Origin of the sequence: Arthrobacter sp. efr-133-TYG-118, from assembly GCF_030209755.1 — a bacterium.
Taxonomy (GTDB): domain Bacteria; phylum Actinomycetota; class Actinomycetes; order Actinomycetales; family Micrococcaceae; genus Arthrobacter.
Window position 1 is genome coordinate 17,729 of sequence record NZ_JARVRH010000027.1, and the last position, 19,967, is coordinate 37,695.

Consider the following 19,967-nt stretch of genomic DNA (forward strand, 5'->3'; position numbering starts at 1 on the left):
GGCTTCCGGCCATGTTCATTCTCTCACACGCCCGCACCCCCGGCAGGAAACACGCCCTGAAGGCTTCCGTGCCGCCGCCCTGGCTGGACGCGTCATCCAGCCCTCGCAGCTAGAATCCTCCCAAGAGCAGTCCCCGGTCCTGCGCCGGGCCATCCAGAAAAGGACAGCCAACCATGCCGAGCCCCGCCAGCCCGAACCTGGCCAACAACGATGCCCATTCCCTCCGCCGGGAGAAAACCGGGAAAACCCCGTACGGGGAAAACGCCGTCGACGAAGCCATGCCCCGCATGGTCCGCGACCGCCCCTTTGCGTGGCTACTCCTCGCCACCGGCGCCATTGCGTGGCTGGCATCAGGGGCACTCGTGCTGGAAAAGCTGCAGGTTCTCATCGACCCCAACCACATAACGGCCTGCGACCTCAATCCGTGGGTGTCCTGCGGTAGCGTCATGAAGACACCGCAGAGTTCGGTTTTCGGTTTCCCCAACATGTTCATCGGCATTGTGGCCTTCGCCGTGATCATCACCACCGCGATGGCGATCTTCGCCGGGGCCAAGTTCGCCCGCTGGTACTGGATCGGACTGCAGACGGGCGTCACCCTGGGCTTCATCTTCATCGTCTGGCTCTGGTCCCAGGCACTGTATGTCATTCACATCCTGTGCCCGTTCTGCATGGTGGTCTGGGCATGCATGATCCCGCTTTTCGTCTTCGTGACCATCAGGAACGTAGCGCACGGGGTCATTCCAGCGCCCGCGCGCCTGGCCAGGATCCTCAGTGAATCCGGTTGGATCATTTCCGCGCTGCTCTACGTTGCCGTGATTGCAAGCATTTTCTTCGCCTTCATCAATGTCTTCATCGGCACGTCTGGTTACTGAGCACTTATCCCGTAACTAACGCGGGGTCACTTACGGCCCATTCCGGACCTCCGGATGGACCGTAAGTGACCCCGCGTTGTTCGTTTTTGGCGGGAAACTACGCGCCGAACCAGATCTTGATCTCGCGCTCGGCGGAATCCACCGAATCGGAACCGTGGACCAGGTTCTGCTGTACTGCCAGGCCCCAGTCACGGCCGAAGTCGCCGCGGATGGTGCCCGGCGCCGCCGTCGTCGGGTCCGTGGTTCCCGCCAGGGAGCGGAAGCCTTCGATCACGCGGTGACCCTCGAAGATGGCGGCGACAACCGGGCCGCTGAGCATGAACTCAACCAGCGGCTCGTAGAACGGCTTGCCGAGGTGCTCTTCGTAGTGCTGCTCCAGCAGCTCGCGGCTGGCGTTGACCTTCTTCAATTCGGTCAAGGAGTATCCCTTGGACTCGATGCGGGCGAGGATGCTGCCGCTCAAGTTGCGGGCGACGCCGTCGGGCTTGATCAGTACAAGGGTGCGCTCAATGCTCACGGTTGCTCCAATGTTGAGTGTGTGGGTTTCCCAGCCAGTTTACGGGGTTTCGCTCAGGCGGACTGCCCGGCAGAGTCTTCCCCGTGCGAAGCGTTCCATTCGGCTTGCTCACGATCACGCTGGGCGTTCTCGCGGTCGATCCTCATGCCGGCACGGATGCCGTACCACCAACAGGCCGCGAAGAGGACCCCCACGACGAACATCGTGGGCTCGACGAAGCCGGAAAGAATCAGGACCAGCTGCAATACCCAGCCGACACCGATGCCCCACGGCTTGCTGAGCACGGCACAAGCCAGGATCAGCACAAGGCTCAGGGTGATCCCGAATGTCAGGATCAGCGCCGGCTGCACCTCTCCTCGCTTCAGTCCGAAGACTGCCAAGGTGGCGAAGAACGCGACGAAGGCCTCCAGGAGCAACACGGTCGAAGCGAACATCACCTTGGTGGAGCGGCGCTTCTTGGGCATCCCTGGCCGCCATTCGCGCTGGGCTTTGGTGAGTTTCGCCATGCTCAGGAACCTGCCTTCCCGAGGAGCATGCGGGCTTCGGCCACCACGGTGATGGAACCCGTGACGAGTACCCCGCCGGCCAGGTCATCGTTGGCTTCGGCACGTTCCACGGCCCATTCGATCGCGTCATCCAGCTTCTCGGCGATGTGGATGTTGTCCGCACCGAAGCCAAGGTCGACGGCGAGATCGGCCAGTTGTGCAGCCGGGATGGCCCGCGGCGAGCTGGACTGCGTGAAGCAGAATTCCTCTGCCAGTCCGCCCAGGGATTCCTTGAGCTGCCGCAGGATTTCTTCCGCGTCCTTTTCCTTCAGGACCCCGAGGACCACTACCAGCTTGCTGAAGCTGAAGGCCTCTTCGATTGCCTCGGCTGAGACGCGGATGCCATCAGGGTTGTGGGCGGCATCCACGATGATCGTGGGAGCGGTGCGCACCACCTCAAGACGGCCGGGCGACGTGACGTTGCCGAAGGCCTCGCGAAGGAGGTCGCCGTCGAGCTCTTTTTCACCTCCACCGAAGAAGGCCTCCAGGGCCGCGACGGCGACTGCCGCGTTCTCGGCCTGGTGGGCGCCGTGCAAGGGCAGCAGCAGGTCCTCATAGCGGCCCGCGAGCCCCTGGATGGTCAGCACTTGGCCTCCGACGGCCACGCTGCGGGACTCGACCCCGAATTCGACGCCTTCGAAGCGGAACGGCACGCCAACCTCGCGCGCCTTCTCCAGGAGCACCTGGGCGGCGTCCACGGGCTGGGCCGCGCTGATCAGGAAGCCGCCGGGCTTGATGATTCCGGCCTTCTCGCGGGCGATGTCCTCGGTGGTATCGCCGAGGAGATCCGTGTGGTCGAGCGAAATCGGCGTCACCACGGACACCTGCCCGTCGCCCACATTCGTGGCATCCGTAATGCCGCCCAGCCCCACTTCAATCACGGCGACATTGACGGGTTGGTCAGCGAAGATCGCGAAGCCCAGGATCGTCAGGCACTCGAAGTACGTGAGCCGGGGCTGGCCATCGGCCTCGAGCTCCTTGTCCACGATCTCAAGGTACGGACGGATCTCGTCCCAGATCCGGACAAAGGTCTCGTCCGAAACCGGCTCGCCGTCGATGCTGATGCGTTCCGTGACCTTCGACAGGTGCGGACTCGTGTAGCGGCCAGTGCTCAAGCCGTGGGCGCGAAGCCCCGCCTCGATCATGCGGGCGGTGGATGTCTTGCCATTGGTGCCCGTGATGTGGATGATCGGGAATGCCTTGTTGGGCTCCCCCAGCACGTCCATTGCCCGGTACAGGGGCGCCAGCCGCGGCTCCATCTTGTTTTCCGGGGCGCGGCCCAGGAGTTCGGCGTAGACGCTTTCTACGGAGAATTCATCGCTCATGTACTAGGCCTCGATCTTGGTAACGGTGATCTGCGGCTCGGCGGCGTCGCCGGAGACGACTGGGTCGAGCTTGAGGGACAGGGTTTCGGTCTTGACCAGCTCTTCATTGGCTCGCAAGGCGTCAACAACGTCGTGGACAGCCAGGACCGTGGTGTGGATGCGGTCGCTGACGTTGAGTCCTGCGTCCTTGCGGGCCTGCTGGATGGCACGGACCATGTCGCGCGCCAGGCCTTCGGCAGCCAGTTCCGGAGTGACTTCGGTGTTCAGGACAACGAAACCACCGCCCGGAAGGACGGCGACGGCCGCGGACGAACCGTCAGCAGATTCCGCGACGACCGTTTCCAGCGTGTACTCCTGGGGTTCCAGCTCAAGGCCGCCTGCGGTGACGAGTCCACCGTCGGAAACAGACCAGTCGCCGGACTTGGAACCCTTGATGGCCTGCTGGACGTTCTTGCCCAGTCGCGGACCTGCCGCGCGGGCATTGACCACGAGTTTCTGCTCGATGCCGAATTCCTCCGGCGACGCTGTAGCGGCGTCCAGGAGCCGGACGGAACGCAGGTTCAGTTCATCCGCGACGACGGCGGCGAAGCCTTCCAGCGCGTCCGCACCGGGTGCCACTACCGTGAGCTCCTGCAGCGGTAGGCGAACGCGAAGGTTGGCGGCCTTGCGCAGGCTGGAACCGGTGGAGCAGATCTGCTGGACCCGGTCCATGGCTTCGACAAGTCCCGGGTTTGCCGGGAACAGCGAGGCCTCGGGCCAGTCAGCCAGGTGCACGGAGCGCCCGCCGGTCAGGCCTCGCCAGATCTCCTCGGAAACCAAGGGAAGCAGCGACGCCGAGACACGGCAGACGGCTTCGAGGGCCGTGTGGAGGGCATCGAAGGCGTCGGTGTTCTCGTCGAAGAACCGCTGACGGCTGCGGCGGACGTACCAGTTGGTGAGCATGTCCAGGTAGCTGCGCAGTTCATCGCAGGCTCCGGAAATGTCGTATTCGTCCAAGCTCGAGGTGATGTTGCGGACGAGGTCGCCGGTGTTTGCCAGCAAGTATTGGTCCAGGGTGTCCGTGTAGCCGTCGTAGCGCAGTTTGGCGTCATAGCCGGCGCCGCCATTGGAGGCGTTCGTGTACAGGGTGAAGAAGCTGTACACGTTCCACAACGGCAGGATGACTTGGCGGACGCCGTCGCGGATTCCCTGTTCGGTGACCACGAGGTTGCCGCCACGCAGGATGGGGCTGGACATCAGGAACCAACGCATGGCGTCGGAGCCGTCGCGGTCCAGGACCTCGGAGACGTCCGGGTAGTTGCGCAGGCTCTTGGACATCTTCTGCCCGTCGGAACCCAGGACGATGCCATGGCTGATCACGTTGCGGAAGGCCGGCCGGTCGAAGAGTGCTGTGGACAGGATGTGCAGCATGTAGAACCAGCCGCGGGTCTGCCCGATGTACTCGACGATGAAGTCGGCCGGGTTGTGGGTGTCGAACCATTCCTCGTTCTGGAACGGATAGTGCACCTGGCCGTAGGGCATGGAGCCCGAGTCGAACCAGACGTCCAGGACGTCCTCGACTCGGCGCATGGTTGACTGGCCCTCTTCAGGAGAGCGCGGGTCGTCCGGGTTGGGCCGGGTGAGTTCGTCGATGAACGGGCGGTGCAGGTCGACCTGGCCGTCGTTGTTCATCGGAAGACGGCCGAAATCGGCCTCCATCTCGGCGAGCGAGCCATAAACGTCCGTGCGCGGGTACTCGGGGTCATCGGACAGCCATACCGGGATGGGCGAGCCCCAGTAACGGTTGCGGCTGATGGACCAGTCTCGGGCGTTGGCCAGCCACTTGCCGAACTGTCCGTCCTTGACGTTGCCCGGGATCCAGTTGATCTCCTGGTTCAGTTCGGACATCCGGTCCTTGAACTTGGTGACCTCCACATACCAGGAAGACACGGCACGGTAGATCAGGGGGTTGCGGCAGCGCCAGCAGTGCGGGTAGCTGTGCTCGTAGCTGGCCTGGCGGACCAAACGACCGCCGGAACGCAGTGCCTGCGTGATCGGCTTGTTGGCGTCGAACACCTGCAATCCGGAGATTTCGGCGAGGGGTCCGTGCGCGAACAGGTGGAGGAATTTGGCGCCTTCGTCGACGGAAAGGACCACGGGGATACCTGCGTCCTCACAGATTTTCTGGTCGTCTTCGCCGTAGGCCGGCGCTTGGTGGACGATGCCCGTGCCGTCGGTGGTGGTGACATAGTCCGCCACGAGGAAACGCCAGCCGTTCTGGGTGCCGTACTTCTCGGTGTCGGAGAAGTAGTCCCAAAGCGGCTCGTACTCCAGGCCGGCCAACTCGGTGCCGGTGTAGCTGGCCGTGACAGCGGCGCTGGCGGCAGCTGCGTCACCGTACCCGAGATCCTTGGCGTAGGTGCCGAGCAGATCGGCGGCCAGCAGGAAGCTGCCCGTCACCGGAGCCTCCACGGAAGCGGCCTTGATGCCGTTCGGACCAGCCGGAACCACTGCGTAAGAGATGTCAGGCCCGACGGCGAGCGCCAGGTTGGTGGGCAGTGTCCAGGGGGTCGTGGTCCACGCGAGCGCCTGCACACCCTCAAGGGACGTGGAGAGTTCCGACTCCCCTGCCCTGATGGGGAAGGTCACGGTGACGGTCTGGTCCTGGCGGTTCTTGTAGACGTCGTCGTCCATGCGCAGCTCATGGTTGGACAGCGGAGTCTCGTCCTTCCAGCAGTACGGCAGGACGCGGTACCCGTTGTAAGTGAGGCCCTTCTCGTGGAGCTGCTTGAACGCCCACAGGACAGACTCCATGTACTCGACGTTGAGGGTCTTGTAGTCGTTGTCGAAGTCCACCCAGCGTGCCTGGCGCGTGACGTAGCTCTTCCATTCGTCCGCGTACTTCATGACGGAGGCACGGCAGGCGTCGTTGAACTTGTCGATGCCCATGGCTTCGATCTGGGTCTTGTCCGTCATGCCCAGTTGCTTCATGGCTTCGAGTTCGGCGGGCAGGCCGTGGGTATCCCAGCCGAATCGCCGTTCGACGCGCTTGCCGCGCTGGGTCTGGTAGCGGCCTACGAGGTCCTTGGCGTAGCCGGTCAGGAGGTGGCCGTAGTGCGGCAGTCCGTTGGCGAAAGGAGGACCGTCGTAGAAGACGAACTCGTTGCTGCCAGGGTGCCCACCGGGCAGATCAGCGCTGCGGTTGTCGATGCTGGCTTGGAAGGTGCCGTCTTCATCCCAGTACTTGAGGATGCGCTCTTCGATCTCCGGGAACTTCACGGAGGCGGGCACCCCTGTGGAAGCGCCGGACGGAACTGTGCCTGAAAGTGCCGCGGAGGCCTTGGGGTAATACGTCATCTCTTCATCCTGGGTTGAGCCGGTGAACACAAAGTTTCATTCAGGATGCGAGGACGGCGCCAGCTGCGTTGTTTCCAACAGCGCCGGTACCGCGGTACCACCTCACTTACCGTCGCGGGTCCTGCTCCTCGTGAAGGGGAGCTGTTCCGGCGTCGGCCGCTCATTGCTGCTGTGACGGGCTTACCCGTCCGGTTCTACTGACCCCCGTGGTGGCGGGGGCGTTCTTCCGGAAGCTCACCGGTGATGTCCGGGTCAAAGCTTGTGCCACAAGTCTAGCGGCAGCGGCGCCGCGAGCTCCACTTGAGGGCATGGGGCGCGCGACGCCGGGAAACTAGCCCTTGCGGATCAACTTGTGGGTAGCGGCCTGCGCCACCGGGCGGACGATGATCTCGTCCAGGTTGATGTGGTGCGGCACTGAGACCGCGTACTTGACGACGTCGGCGACGTCCTCCGCCGTGAGCGGCTTCTCGACGCCGGCGTACACTTTGGCTGCAGCGGTGGCATCGCCGAGGCGGTTGAGCGCGAATTCCTCCGTCTGGACGAGGCCCGGTGCCACCTCGATGACGCGGATGTTGTTCTCGGCTTCCTCCAGGCGCAGGGCGCCGGTCATGGCGTGCTGGGCGAACTTGGCCGCGTTGTACCCGCCGCCGCCCTCGTAGGCCGTGAATCCCGCGGTCGACGTCAGGTTCAGGACTGTGCCCTCGCCGTTGGCCCGCAGCATCGGGAGGAAGGCCCGGGTCAGCTTCAGGGTGCCGAGCACGTTGACTTGGTACATCCAGTCCCAGTCTTCGGTCTGCGCATTGGCCAGGGTGTCCGCGCCACGCGCGCCGCCGGCAATGTTGATGAGCGTGTCCGCTCCCCCTGCCTCGGTGACGGCGGAGAGCAAGGCCGCCACGTCGTCGTCGTTGGTGATATCCGCGGCGAACGGCACAGCGCCGCTCTCGGCGCCGAGCGCCTCGAGCCGTTCCGCACGGCGGGCGACGGCGAATACCTTCCATCCATCGGCGGCGAGGGCCCGTACTGTGGCTTCGCCGATTCCCGTGCTGGCGCCCGTCACTACTGCGGTCTTCTTCTGTACTTCCTCAGTCATGGCACCACCCTAACGTGGTTCGCCGGGAGAAATCGCCCGGCCAAGGATGTGGGCGATCGGCGGGGACAACGGGCTGGCAGAGAAGCCGAACCGCTCATTATGCAGCACTTCGAAGCCGGCGGTACGGATCGCCTCCAGGGTGTTGCGGTTGGGATGGCAGCCTCCGGCCACGCGCTCCCAAGCCGGAGTGAGCAGATCTTCGACGGCTGCGAGAACCCCGTTGTCCGAGCGCACGTGCTCGTAGAATGCCAGGGTTCCGCCGGGCCGAAGCACGCGGCGGATTTCCGCCAAGGCCGCCGCCTGGTCGGCGACGCTGCAGAGGACAAGACTGACCACGACGGCGTCCGCCTCGCCGTCGGCCGCTGGAATGTTTTCAGCGGTTGCCGAAACTACCGTGACCGGTACGGGAGCAAATCGTGCCTTAGCTCCGGCAAGCCCCCTGAGGTAGTCATCAGGTTCAACCGCGAGGACACTTTCCACCGTGGTCGGGTACAGGCCGAACGACGAGCCCTCGCCGGCGCCGACCTCGATGACACGGCCCTGCAGGCCGGCCAGCAAGCTGCGCCGGTGCTCGGCTCCGCCGCGGACGTTTATCGCCGGAACGGCCCGGGCGTAAGCCCGGGCAAAGCGGGGGTGCTGCGGCGTCGTCATTTGCCTACCGCCCCGGCACCCAGCAGGAACTCCAGCAGCACGCGGGCGTGATTGACTTCAGGATCCCTGGCGCCGAAGAGCAGCGTCACACGCTTCTTCCCGGCTGCCAGCTCCAGCAACTGCTCCACGGCCGGATTCTGTTCCAGTTCGGCTTCGTACGAGCGGCGGAAGTACTCGAATCGCTCCTGCATATGGGCAAACTCCGTCCGCAGCGGCGGCGAGGGCGCGATCTCCTTGAGCCAGAGATCCAAACGGGCCCGTTCTTTGGATACCCCTCGCGGCCAGAGCCGGTCGACCAGAACCCGGCAGCCGTCGTCGTCGGCTGCTTCGTCATAGATGCGCTTAATAGCCAAAACGTCCCTGAGTTCCGTCATGGGCCGCATGCTACTGCACCTTGGTGCCACTGGCACTGCAGTTTGATGAAACAATTGGCGCATGGCTGAATCAACGCAGGGTACAGACACGCCCGCCACCGCCCCCATCAACGTTCCCGACAAGCCGGCCCTTGAAGGCCTTGAGGCTGCCCTGACACAGCGCTGGCTGGACGAAGGAACCTACAAGTTCAACCCGGACACCACCCGGGAGCAGGTCTACTCGATCGACACTCCCCCGCCCACCGCGTCCGGTTCGCTCCACGTGGGCCACATGTTCTCGTTCACGCAGACGGATGTCCAGGCCCGCTACATGCGCATGACCGGCAAGAACGTCTTCTACCCGATGGGCTGGGACGACAACGGACTTCCCACCGAGCGCCGCGTGCAGAACTATTACGGCGTCCGCTGCGATCCCGCCATTCCCTACAACGCCGACTACCGCCCGCCGGCACAGCCGGCGAAGAACCAGCGCGACTTCGACGTCGTCTCGCGCCAGAACTTCATCGAACTCTGCGAAGAACTCGCCGTCGAGGACGAGAAGGTCTTCGAGAACCTGTTCCAGACCCTCGGCCTGTCCGTTGACTGGGACCTGACGTACCGGACCATCGACGACACCTCCCGGGCAGTGTCCCAGCGCGCCTTCCTCGCCAACCTGAACGCCGGGGACGCCTACATGGCCGAGGCCCCCACCCTGTGGGACGTGACGTTCCGTACCGCCGTCGCGCAAGCCGAGCTGGAGGACCGCGAGGTTGCCGGCGCGTACTACCGCTACCCCTTCTTCACCGCTGACGGCGAGAAGATCTACATCGAGACCACGCGCCCGGAACTGCTCGCCGCGTGCGCCGCATTGGTGGCAAACCCCGACGACGAGCGCTACCAGCCGCTGTTCGGCAAGACCGTCACATCCCCCCTGTTCGACGTCGAGCTCGAGGTCAAAGCCCACCCGCTCGCCAAGGCGGACAAAGGCTCGGGCATCGCCATGGTCTGTACCTTCGGCGACCTGACCGACGTCACCTGGTGGCGCGAGCTGCAGTTGCCCACACGCGCCATCATGGGCCGCGACGGCCGCATCATCGCCGAGACTCCTGAGTGGATCACCACCGACGCCGGCAAGGAAGCCTACGCGGCAATCGCCGGCAAGACGGCGTTCTCGGCCAAGGAGGCGGTGGTTGAGCTTCTCATTGCCGCCGATCTGCTGGATGGCGAGCCCAAGAAGATCACGCACCCCGTGAACTTCTTCGAGAAGGGCGACAAGCCCCTTGAAGTTGTCACCTCGCGCCAGTGGTACATCCGCAACGGCGGGCGGGACGAGGACCGCCGCGAACGGTTGATCGCGCGTGGACACGAGATCGAGTTCCACCCGTCCTTCATGCGCTCCCGCTACGAGAACTGGATCTCCGGGCTGAACGGTGACTGGCTCGTTTCGCGCCAGCGCTTCTTCGGCGTGCCGATCCCCGTCTGGTACCCGCTGGATGCCCAGGGCAACCCGGACTACGCAAACCCCGTCCTTCCGTCCGACGAGTCCCTGCCCGTAGACCCTGCGGCCGACGCGGCCCCCGGCTTCGACGAGTCCCAGCGCGAGCAGCCCAACGGCTTCATCGGAGACTCCGACGTCCTGGACACCTGGGCCACGTCGTCGCTGACTCCGCAGATCGTGGGCGGCTGGAGCCGCGACGAGGAACTGTTCGGCAAGGTTTACCCCTTCGACCTCCGCCCACAGGGACACGACATCATCCGCACCTGGCTCTTCTCCTCGGCTGTCCGGGCAGATGCCCTGCAGAACAGTGCGCCGTGGAAGCACGCCGCCATCTCGGGCTGGATCCTGGACCCGGACCGCAAGAAGATGTCCAAGTCCAAGGGCAACGTGGTTGTTCCCACCGACGTCCTGAACGAGTTCGGCTCCGACGCCGTCCGTTACTGGGCCGCCTCGGCCAAGCTCGGCGCGGACACTGCCTACGAGATCGCCCAGATGAAGATCGGCCGCCGCCTGGCCATCAAGCTTCTCAACGCCTCCAAGTTCGTATTGAACCTGGGGGCTACGGAGAACTCGGTTGTCGGCGCCGACCTGTCCGTCCTGAGCAATCCCTTGGACCGGGCATTGCTCGCCCAGCTGGCCGACGTCGTGGCGCAATCCACCAAGGCATTCGACAACTATGACTACGCACGCGCGCTGCAGATCACGGAATCGTTCTTCTGGCAGTTCACGGACGACTACGTGGAACTCATCAAGGACCGCGCCTACGGTGCGGCCGGCGAGACCGAGCAGGCATCCGTGCTTGCAGCCCTTGCCACCACGCTGGACTCGCTGTTGCGGCTGTTCGCGCCGTTCCTGCCCTTCGCCACCGAAGAGGTCTGGAGCTGGTGGCGCACGGGTTCGGTTCACCGCGCAGCGTGGCCGGCAGCCGTGGAAATCGTCGACGGCGACACCACCATGCTCGGCACCGTCGGCATCGCGCTAAGCGGCATCCGCAAGGCCAAGTCCGAGGCGAAGGTCAAGCAGCGCACCGAAGTCCTCTCCGCCACCATCACCGCTACCGAGTCGTTTGTTGCACAGCTGGAAGCCGGACTGGGAGACCTGAAGGCCGCAGCCAACGCACAGGAGATCTCACTGGTAGCCGGCGACGGCGAGCTCACAGTGAGGGACGTGGTCCTGGCACCAGCCGAGGAGCCCGCCCAGGCGTAGTTTGGACGAGCCCGGGAGTTTCCGGGCAAAGGGGAAGCCCCATCAGCGTTTAGCCGTTGGTGGGGCTTCGACTTTTCGGCTGCTTGGTGACGTCTTGGCAGTCTGGCGGAATCCTCGGACTTTCAGGTCTTCCTACCTCGTCACTGGTAGCTTGCATCCAACTTTGCCGAAGGCTGCGTCAGATGCATATCACTGAATCTCTGGTTTCCGTGTCCCTCTTCTTTCGAAGTGGGTAAGTTCTATTCTTGACCCGCTCCCCGGCCAGCACAAGCCCTCTTCGGGAACTACTGGCATGTAATTCGGATGTCTGGTGGCGGGCCCCCGGGGTTCTGGGGCTGGGCGCTTTGTGGCACAGTGTTGCTATGCCAGAACTTCCCGAAGTGGCCGGGCTGACTGCCTTCCTGCGCAGGAATCTTCTCGGTGCCGAACTGACGAAGATCCAGATCACTTCTTTTGCTGTGCTGAAGACAGCCGATCCGCCTTACTCAGCCCTGGAGGGTCGCAAAATCATCGGGGTGGAACGCTTCGGAAAGTTCGTCAGTCTCGACGCCGAGGGCATCCATTTCATTTTCCACCTCGCCAAGGCCGGTTGGCTCCGCTACACGGAGCAGCCATCGCACACCCAGCTGCGCATGGGCGGCAGCAATATTGCCGCGAGGCTCGGCTTCACCAAGAGCGACGGCTCGACCCACGTCGGCGTGGACCTGACGGAGGCCGGGACGAAGAAGAGCCTGGCCGTCTACGTGGTGCGCGATCCCTTGGACGTTCCCGGGATCGCCACACTCGGCCCGGACCCGCTGAGCCCTGCATTCACGGCGGAAACCCTGGCCGGAATCCTTTCCTCAAGCGCGCACCAGATCAAGGGACTCCTTCGGAGCCAAAGTGTCATCGCGGGCATCGGCAACGCCTACAGTGACGAGATCCTTCACGCCGCCAGGATTTCACCGTTCGCGATCGCCAAGTCGCTCGACAAGGACACCACCCGTGTCCTCTATGAGTCCATCGAAAGTGTCCTGGGTGCGGCCGTCGCCGCCGCCGTCGGGAAAGCCTCAAGCGAACTCAAGGACGCGAAGCGTAACACCATGCGGGTCCACGGCAGGGCGGGCCAGCCTTGCCCCGTCTGCGGGACCACCATCCGCGAGGTGTCCTTTGCCGACACTTCGTTGCAGTATTGCCCTGGCTGCCAGACAAACGGAAAGATCCTCGCGGACCGTAGAACGTCGCGATTCCTGAAATAGCCGTACCAGCGGTTCAGACGACCGCCACCGCTCAGGCTTATTGATTCAGGCTAGTTGAATTCCGGGCTTTCCGTGCGGCTGCGCTTAAGCTCGAAGAAGTGCGGGTAGCCGGCCAACGTGACGGTGGCATCCCAGATCCGGCCGGCTTCCTCGCCACGGGGAATACGGGTGAGGACAGGGCCGAAGAAAGCTGTGCCGTTGACGGCGACCACCGGGGTGCCGACGTCCTGGCCCACCAGGGAGATCCCCGATTCGTGGCTCGCACGCAACTGGACATCGTATTCCTCGGAATCGGCGTATTGGGCCAGCTCGGCGGGGAGGCCGGTTTCAGCCAGGGCCTTGGAGATGACCTCGGAGAAATCCTTGATGCCTTCGTGGTGGATGAGGGAACCCATCGCGTCGTACAGCGGTTTGATGTACTCGTTTCCGTGCAGCTCGCGAGCGGCAATGATGACACGGACAGGTCCCCAGCCCAGCTTCATTTTCTCGGTGTATTCGGCAGGCAGCTCGCGGCCTTCGTTGAGGACAGAGAGACTCATGACGTTCCAGTTGGTCTCGATGCCGCGAACGCTTTCCACTTCACCGATCCAGCGGGATGTCACCCAGGCAAAAGGGCACATGGGATCGAACCAGAAATCGACCTTGTTGGCGGTCTGCTCGGGCACAGGGAACTCCTTCGATAGGCGTAAGGGGGCGCGTTGGCCGGACGAAACGGTGTCCGGCGCCAATGATGCCAACCTCAGGCTAAGCGGACTTATTCCGACGCTTCGCAATGACCTCGTGGGCGATCATGGTGGGCTGGCCCTTCTTGTTCACGGCGTCGGCAGTGATGACCACGCTGGCGATGTCGTCCCTGCTGGGCAGGTCGAACATGACCGGCAGCAGCACTTCCTCCATGATGGCACGCAGGCCGCGGGCTCCCGTGCCACGTTCAAGGGCTTGGTCCGCAATCGAGTCAAGGGCGTCGTCGTCGAACAAAAGCTCGACGCCGTCCAGCTGGAACATCTTCTGGTACTGCTTGATCAGGGCGTTCTTGGGCTTGGAGAGAATCTGGATGAGCGCGGAACGGTCAAGGTTGGACACGGTGGTGATCACCGGCAGGCGTCCGATGAATTCAGGAATGAGCCCGAACTTGAGCAGATCCTCCGGCATCACCTCGCCGTAGCTGTCTGCGTTGTCCTTGACCTCGTTGAGCGGGGCCCCGAAACCAATGCCTTTGCGTCCGGACCGCGAACCAATGATGTCCTCGAGACCGGCGAACGCACCGGCCACAATGAACAGCACGTTGGTGGTGTCGATCTGGATGAATTCCTGGTGCGGGTGCTTACGTCCGCCCTGCGGCGGAACCGAGGCCACGGTGCCTTCGAGGATCTTCAGGAGGGCCTGCTGCACGCCTTCGCCGGACACATCGCGCGTGATGGACGGGTTCTCGCTCTTGCGCGAAATCTTGTCGATCTCGTCGATGTAGATGATGCCTTGTTCGGCCTTCTTGACGTCGTAATCGGCGGCCTGGATGAGCTTCAGCAGGATGTTTTCGACGTCTTCGCCGACGTATCCGGCCTCAGTCAGGGCCGTGGCGTCTGCGACGGCGAAGGGTACGTTCAGACGGCGGGCCAGGGTTTGCGCCAGGTAAGTCTTGCCGCATCCGGTGGGGCCGATCAGCAGGATATTGGACTTGGCGATCTCCACGTCTTCGTGGTGTCCGCCTTCACCGAGGCCGGTCTTCGGCGCGTGGCCCGCCTGGATGCGCTTGTAGTGGTTGTAGACCGCGACGGCGAGGGAGCGTTTCGCGGGCTCTTGGCCAATGACGTATTCCTGGAGGAAGTCGAAGATCTCCCGCGGCTTGGGCAACTCGAAGCTACCAAGATCCGATACCTCGGCGAGTTCCTCTTCGATGATCTCGTTGCAGAGTTCGATGCACTCGTCGCAGATGTACACGCCGGGCCCGGCAATCAGCTTCCGAACCTGCTTCTGGCTCTTTCCGCAGAAAGAACACTTCAGCAGATCCGTGCTCTCGCCAATCCGAGCCATGTGGGAATCCCTTCGTTTCATGCGGGTGGTGCAGCCCCGTACCTATCCGCAATTTCGCAAGATCGCAGCGGGGGCGCCACCATGACAACTTCCACTGTAGGACACAATGGGCTGCTTGGGTTGAAACAGAACGCCGATGCGGTCCATATTTCCTGAACCGCACCGGCGTCGAGTTTTTGCCAGTTACCTGGCGATCGCCTGGGGCTTGATCTTGCGGGAATCGAGCACCTGGTCGATCAATCCGTAGTTCATTGCCTCGGCAGCGGTGAGAATCTTGTCGCGCTCGATATCGTTGTTGACCTGTTCCGGCGTACGCCCGGAGTGCTTGGCCAGCGTGTCCTCAAGCCATGAGCGCATACGCATGACTTCTGCGGCCTGGATCTCGAGGTCGGAAGCCTGGCCCCCTTGGCCGCCGGACAGCGACGGCTGGTGGATCAGGACCCGGGCGTTGGGCAGGGCGAGGCGCTTGCCCGGGGTACCTGCCGCGAGCAGCACGGCCGCGGCACTCGCCGCCTGGCCCAGGCAAACGGTCTGGATCTCCGGACGAATGTACGTCATCGTGTCGTAGATCGCCGTCATGGCCGTGAACGAGCCGCCCGGGGAGTTGATGTACAACGTGATGTCGCGGTCCGGGTCCGTGGACTCGAGCACCAGCAGCTGGGCCATGATGTCGTCAGCGGAGGCGTCATCAACCTGCACACCGAGGAAGATGATGCGGTCCTCGAAGAGTTTCGTGTACGGGTCCTGGCGCTTGAAGCCGTAGGGCGTGCGCTCCTCGAATTGCGGGAGGACATAGCGGCTGGACGGGAGATTACCGGCAGACCATCCAAAGTTGTAGTTCATTTTTATTGCTCCTGATCTGAATGTTTCTTGCTGCCGGTTACTTCTCGGAATTCGACGAGTTGGCTGTTCCGCCACCGCCGGCCACAGAGCCTGCGTGGGCGGAGATCTTGTCGAAGAAGCCGTATTCGAGCGCTTCGGGGGCGGTGAACCACTTGTCGCGGTCGTTGTCCTTGAGGATGGTCTCCACGGTCTGTCCGGTCTGGTCGGCTGTCAGCTCGGCCATGACCTTCTTCATGTGAAGGATCAGCTCCGCTTGGATCTTGATATCCGACGCCGTGCCGCCGATGCCGCCTGAAGGCTGGTGCATCAGGATGCGGGCGTTGGGGGTGGCGTAACGCTTGCCCTTGGTGCCCGAGGAAAGGAGGAACTGGCCCATGGAGGCCGCGAGCCCGGTGGCAACCGTCACGACGTCGTTCGGAATGAACTGCATCGTGTCGTAGATGGCCATGCCGGCGGTCACGGAGCCGCCGGGAGAGTTGATGTACAAGTAGATGTCCTTCTCCGGGTCTTCAGCGGAGAGGAGGAGGAGCTGGGAGCAGATCGCGTTGGCGTTCTCGTCACGGACTTCGGATCCGAGCCAGATGATGCGCTCTTTCAGCAGGCGGTTGTAGATGTAGTTGTCCTGGGCCGCTGGATCGACGGTTGCCATCCTGGGGGCCTCTGCGTGCTGTGACATAAGTACTTACCTCTCGCTGGTGACAGGGCCATTGCTGAACTTGCCATCCCTGATCTTCACTACTTGGACACTAACCGTTTTCCACGGCGATTTGTTCTCCCAAATCGCGCTGTTCGCTGACGGCGCACGATTGCGGAAGGGTGCCGCTTTCGGTGCTGGCCGGGCTTAAACCAAGCCGCCCCCGGATCAAGGATCCGGGGGCGGCTTGAGTTGAAACTAGAACTTCACTGCAGCAGGGTCGTCGCTTGGAACAACAGCCGCTTCTTCGGCTTCCTCGACGGAGACCTCTTCGCCGGCGGGGCGCACGAAGTCGCTGAGGTCGACCTTGTTGCCTTCGGAGTCGACAACCTCGGCCTGGCCGAGGACAACTGCGAGAGCCTTACGGCGGCGTACCTCGGAGACCATCATGGGAACCTGGCCGCTCTGATCGATGATCTGGGCGAACTGGTTCGGGTCCATGCCGTACTGGCTTGCCGTGCTGACGATGTAGTCGATCAGCTCGTTCTGGCTGACGCTCACTTCTTCCTTGTCGGCAATGGCGTCAAGGATGATCTCGTTCTGGAAGGCGCGGGCAGTGTTGGCCTTGACCTCGGCCCGGTGTTCCTCGGTGTCGTGCTCGCCTTCACCGTGGGCGTTCTCCGCGTTGAAGTGCGCTTCGAGCTGCTCTTCGACCACGGAGTCCGGAACCGGGACCTCGATGAGCTCGACGAGCTTGTCCAGGACCTTGTCGCGGGCTTCGACGCCCTGGCCAACGACCTTGGACTCAGCAGCCTGCTTGGCGAGGTCTTCGCGCAGTTCCGCAAGGGTGTCGAACTCGGATGCCAACTGGGCGAAGTCGTCGTTGGCCTCAGGAAGCTCGCGCTCCTTGACCGTCTTGACAGCAACCTTCACCTGGGCTGCCTCGCCGGCGTGCTCGCCGCCAACCAGCGTGGTGTCGAAAATTGCTTCTTCTTCGGCAGAAAGGCCGGTGACAGCCTCGTCGAGGCCCTCAAGCATGGTGCCTGCGCCAACCTGGTAGGACAGGCCGGTGGCGGAGTCGATCTCGGCGCCGTCGATCGTGGCGGTGATGTCGATGGTCAGGAAGTCACCATCGGCGGCCGGTCGGTCAACGGACTTCAACGTGCCGAAGCGGCCGCGGAGCTCGTCGAGGGCCTTGTCGACGTCGGCGTCGGAGGAGTCGGCTGCGGCAACCTCGACCTTGATGCCGGCGTAGTCGGGCAGTTCGACCTCGGGACGGACGTCGATCTCAACCTGGAACTTCAGCTCACCATCGGTCGAGGACGGGTCCGGAACCTCGGTGATCTCAACCTCAGGACGGCTCAGCGGGCGGAGGCCGGCTTCCTGGACGGCAGCCTGGTACCAGCCGTTGAGGCCATCGTTGATGGCCGTCTCCAGGACGTAGCCGCGGCCAACGCGCTGGTCAACCAGCTTGGAGGGAACCTTGCCCTTGCGGAACCCGGGAACCTGGATCTGCGAAGCAACGGTCTTGTAAGCGGCATCGATGCTCGGCTTCAGTTCCTCAAAGGGAACCTCAACGTTGAGCTTGACCCGCGTGGCGGTGAGGTTCTCGACAGCGCTCTTCACAGTCTAAGTACTCCTGGTTTTGTGGGATGGGGTTCTGCCGCGTCCCGGATCGGGACAGGCACACAGAGTCGGGGTGACAGGATTTGAACCTGCGACTTCCTGCTCCCAAAGCAGGCGCTCTAGCCAAGCTGAGCTACACCCCGTGAATGCACAGGACAGTCTACGGGCATCTCGGCGGAGAATGCACATTTGACACTTGGCCCCTGAATTAGGTTTAGTTATATCCGGCTTCAACAGCCGCCGGAAAGATGCGCGGAACACTCCGAGAGGTTCATCAGGGTGCATGCAGTCTTGCCCGGGGACGTAGCTTAATGGTAAAGCCTCAGTCTTCCAAACTGATTACGCGGGTTCGATTCCCGTCGTCCCCTCCAAAGAACGAAGGGCCCCTCGTCGAGGGGCCCTTCGTCTTTCCGCCTCACCCCGTTCTACGCCGCCCGGTCATTCCGCCGCCGCACGGCCTGGTGCTGGTACGTTGCCCGTCGGATTCTGCTGGATCATTCTCTTCGCCGAAGTTGCCGGTCCGGTGATTCCGCGGGCCCGGAATTTGTCCATTCGAATGATTGAGCAGAATCCGACATCCGAGCCAAGACGATCCCGCGACGGACATGACCCGCCCGGGATTTACACACGTTTTGGCCCATAAACCCGGCCCGCAGCCCAGCGCCGGACTTTAGCGCCTGACTCTTAGTTCTGGCAGCCGGGGCACCAATAGAGTTTGCGGGCACCGATCTCGGCCATCCCCACCGCTTCGCCGCATCGGCGGCACGGCTGTCCCTGCCGCTTGTAGACAAAGTGAGCCTCGCCGTCGAACGCTCCGGCGTTCCCGCCGCTCCACAAAGCCGGCGGGGTCGTAACAATCCGCCCGTCACGGACGCCGTCGGACATCGCCGCCACGGCGTCATCCCAGAGTCGTCCGGCGGTTTCGGCGTCCAGGGAGCTGCCCGGAGTCCACGGATCAACGCGCTGGCGGAACAGCACCTCCGCGCGATAGATGTTGCCGATCCCTGCCACGACCGACTGGTCCATGAGGAGGAGCCCGACGGCGGTCTTGCGGCGCAGCAAGCGACGGATGAACTCCTCCCGGTCCCCAGGGCGGTTGTGGAGGGGATCGGGACCTAAGCGGGCCAGGACAACCGCGGCCTCCGCCTGGGTGATCGCTGCGCACGTGGTGGCGCCCCTCAGGTCTGCCCAGCCGTTCGCCGAAACGAGGCGCACGCGCACGGCACCCACGGGCTCGGGCGGACCCGCGTAACTGCTTCCGGGGCTCCCTGCGCGGGAACCCGCACCCAGCCCGACGTCCTGCTCTGCGTCTTGCGAGAAAGTCTCGCGTTCGCCGATCCGCCGTGGCGCACCGATGCTCGAGGCCCCGCGGAAAGATTCATCGCCACCGAAACTCCACGCACCGTAGAGACCCAGATGGACGTGCAGAAGAACACCATGGTCAAAACGGAGGAAGAGCTGCTTACCGTGCGCCGTCGCTTCGAGCAGCTCGTGGCAGTCCAATAGCGCCGCGCCCGCTGCGAACCGGCCTTGGGGACTGGAGACCTCCAGCACCCGTCCGGCAAAAACATCCTGGAACTGGCGTGCCAGGCGATGGATGGAATGCCCTTCAGGCACTACGCAACAATTTCGCCGGTGTTCTCATAGACGGCGATTTTTCCGATGCGGCGCACGTGGCGTTCGTCGTTGCTGAACGGTTCTTCCAGGAAGGCCTCGATGAGTTCGGTGGCTTCCTCGACGGTGTGCTGGCGGCCGCCAACGGCAACAACGTTGGCGTCGTTGTGCTCGCGGGCCAGTTTCGCTGTGGAGAGGTTCCAGGCGAGCGCGGCCCGGACACCCTTGACCTTGTTCGCGGCAATTTGTTCACCGTTGCCGGATCCGCCCAGGACGATGCCCAGTGCGTGAACGCCCGCCTCTTGGTCGGCGACTACGGCAGCGGCCGCGTTGATGCAGAACGAAGGGTAGTCATCAAGGGCGTCGTACACCTTGGGGCCGTGGTCAACGACGTCGTAGCCTTTGGCAGTCAGGTGGCTTACGAGGTGGGCGCTGAGCTCCATGCCGGCGTGGTCCGTGGCGATGTGGACGCGGGGTGTGGTCACAGGAAGTCCATTCAGTCTGGCGCGCGAACGCGGCAATGCCGGGCGCGGCGGTGCGGGATGCGGTTCCTAGGTTACTAGGATCGGGCCCCGGCTCACCTCTTAA

At 63.4% G+C, this 19,967-nt stretch carries 17 protein-coding genes and 2 tRNA genes; 4 read left to right on the top strand and 15 right to left on the bottom strand.

Features of this window, described 5'->3' with window-relative positions; all coding sequences use genetic code 11:
• Positions 1 to 173: 173 nt before the first annotated feature.
• Positions 174 to 872, top strand: a complete 699-nt coding sequence (locus QRN59_RS19990; protein WP_284984204.1) for a vitamin K epoxide reductase family protein — start codon at positions 174 to 176, stop codon at positions 870 to 872.
• A 97-nt stretch (positions 873 to 969) separates the two neighbouring features.
• On the opposite strand, the gene ndk is transcribed toward QRN59_RS19990, so the two are convergent.
• The 7 genes from ndk to QRN59_RS20025 form a co-directional block, all read right to left on the bottom strand.
• Positions 970 to 1,389: a nucleoside-diphosphate kinase gene (gene ndk, locus QRN59_RS19995; protein ID WP_284984205.1), complete on the bottom strand. Its 420-nt coding sequence runs from the start codon at positions 1,387 to 1,389 to the stop codon at positions 970 to 972.
• Positions 1,390 to 1,442: 53 nt separating this feature from the next.
• Positions 1,443 to 1,895, bottom strand: a complete 453-nt coding sequence (locus QRN59_RS20000; protein ID WP_234749844.1) for a DUF4233 domain-containing protein — start codon at positions 1,893 to 1,895, stop codon at positions 1,443 to 1,445.
• 2 nt (positions 1,896 to 1,897) lie between these two features.
• A complete protein-coding gene (locus QRN59_RS20005) occupies positions 1,898 to 3,259 on the bottom strand; it encodes a bifunctional folylpolyglutamate synthase/dihydrofolate synthase (RefSeq protein WP_284984206.1) in 1,362 nt (453 codons plus the stop codon).
• 3 nt (positions 3,260 to 3,262) lie between these two features.
• Entirely contained in the window at positions 3,263 to 6,595 is a 3,333-nt protein-coding gene (gene ileS / locus QRN59_RS20010) for an isoleucine--tRNA ligase (protein WP_284984207.1), read from the bottom strand.
• A gap of 331 nt (positions 6,596 to 6,926) precedes the next feature.
• Positions 6,927 to 7,685 carry an SDR family oxidoreductase gene (locus QRN59_RS20015; protein WP_284984208.1) on the bottom strand — a complete coding sequence of 253 codons (759 nt, stop codon included), beginning with the start codon at positions 7,683 to 7,685 and terminating at the stop codon, positions 6,927 to 6,929.
• A 9-nt stretch (positions 7,686 to 7,694) separates the two neighbouring features.
• Positions 7,695 to 8,336, bottom strand: coding sequence for a class I SAM-dependent methyltransferase (locus tag QRN59_RS20020; RefSeq protein WP_284984209.1), 642 nt, complete (start codon positions 8,334 to 8,336; stop codon positions 7,695 to 7,697).
• Positions 8,333 to 8,710 carry a DUF488 domain-containing protein gene (locus QRN59_RS20025; protein WP_284984210.1) on the bottom strand — a complete coding sequence of 126 codons (378 nt, stop codon included), beginning with the start codon at positions 8,708 to 8,710 and terminating at the stop codon, positions 8,333 to 8,335. The genes QRN59_RS20020 and QRN59_RS20025 overlap by 4 nt, the downstream gene beginning before the upstream one ends.
• 61 nt (positions 8,711 to 8,771) lie before the next feature.
• On the opposite strand from QRN59_RS20025, the gene valS reads away from it, so the two are divergent.
• Both valS and QRN59_RS20035 read left to right on the top strand, forming a co-directional pair.
• Positions 8,772 to 11,393: a valine--tRNA ligase gene (valS, locus tag QRN59_RS20030; protein ID WP_284984211.1), complete on the top strand. Its 2,622-nt coding sequence runs from the start codon at positions 8,772 to 8,774 to the stop codon at positions 11,391 to 11,393.
• A 362-nt stretch (positions 11,394 to 11,755) separates the two neighbouring features.
• A complete protein-coding gene (locus QRN59_RS20035; RefSeq protein WP_284984212.1) occupies positions 11,756 to 12,631 on the top strand; it encodes an Fpg/Nei family DNA glycosylase in 876 nt (291 codons plus the stop codon).
• Between the two features lie 50 nt (positions 12,632 to 12,681).
• On the opposite strand, the gene QRN59_RS20040 is transcribed toward QRN59_RS20035, so the two are convergent.
• The 6 genes from QRN59_RS20040 to QRN59_RS20065 all read right to left on the bottom strand — a co-directional run bounded on the left by QRN59_RS20040 (position 12,682) and on the right by QRN59_RS20065 (position 17,908).
• A complete protein-coding gene (locus QRN59_RS20040) occupies positions 12,682 to 13,251 on the bottom strand; it encodes a mycothiol-dependent nitroreductase Rv2466c family protein (protein WP_284984338.1) in 570 nt (189 codons plus the stop codon).
• Between the two features lie 124 nt (positions 13,252 to 13,375).
• A complete protein-coding gene (gene clpX, locus QRN59_RS20045; RefSeq protein WP_059389365.1) occupies positions 13,376 to 14,662 on the bottom strand; it encodes an ATP-dependent Clp protease ATP-binding subunit ClpX in 1,287 nt (428 codons plus the stop codon).
• 183 nt (positions 14,663 to 14,845) lie between these two features.
• Positions 14,846 to 15,505 (bottom strand): ATP-dependent Clp protease proteolytic subunit, encoded by a 660-nt coding sequence (locus QRN59_RS20050; RefSeq protein WP_028267470.1) that lies wholly within the window; start codon positions 15,503 to 15,505, stop codon positions 14,846 to 14,848.
• A 37-nt stretch (positions 15,506 to 15,542) separates the two neighbouring features.
• Entirely contained in the window at positions 15,543 to 16,154 is a 612-nt protein-coding gene (locus QRN59_RS20055; protein ID WP_284984339.1) for an ATP-dependent Clp protease proteolytic subunit, read from the bottom strand.
• A 243-nt stretch (positions 16,155 to 16,397) separates the two neighbouring features.
• The gene (gene tig / locus QRN59_RS20060; RefSeq protein WP_284984213.1) at positions 16,398 to 17,765 is read right to left on the bottom strand and encodes a trigger factor; all 1,368 of its coding nucleotides are present in this window, start codon (positions 17,763 to 17,765) and stop codon (positions 16,398 to 16,400) included.
• Between the two features lie 68 nt (positions 17,766 to 17,833).
• Positions 17,834 to 17,908: transfer RNA gene (locus QRN59_RS20065), tRNA-Pro, on the bottom strand.
• 154 nt (positions 17,909 to 18,062) lie between these two features.
• Between QRN59_RS20065 and QRN59_RS20070 the strand changes: the two genes are divergently transcribed.
• Positions 18,063 to 18,136, top strand: a tRNA-Gly gene (locus QRN59_RS20070).
• A gap of 313 nt (positions 18,137 to 18,449) precedes the next feature.
• On the opposite strand, the gene QRN59_RS20075 is transcribed toward QRN59_RS20070, so the two are convergent.
• Both QRN59_RS20075 and QRN59_RS20080 read right to left on the bottom strand, forming a co-directional pair.
• Positions 18,450 to 19,382: an Fpg/Nei family DNA glycosylase gene (locus tag QRN59_RS20075; protein WP_284984214.1), complete on the bottom strand. Its 933-nt coding sequence runs from the start codon at positions 19,380 to 19,382 to the stop codon at positions 18,450 to 18,452.
• Positions 19,382 to 19,864: a ribose-5-phosphate isomerase gene (locus tag QRN59_RS20080; RefSeq protein ID WP_284984215.1), complete on the bottom strand. Its 483-nt coding sequence runs from the start codon at positions 19,862 to 19,864 to the stop codon at positions 19,382 to 19,384. Before QRN59_RS20080 ends, QRN59_RS20075 begins: the two co-directional genes overlap by 1 nt.
• Positions 19,865 to 19,967 lie beyond the last annotated feature (103 nt).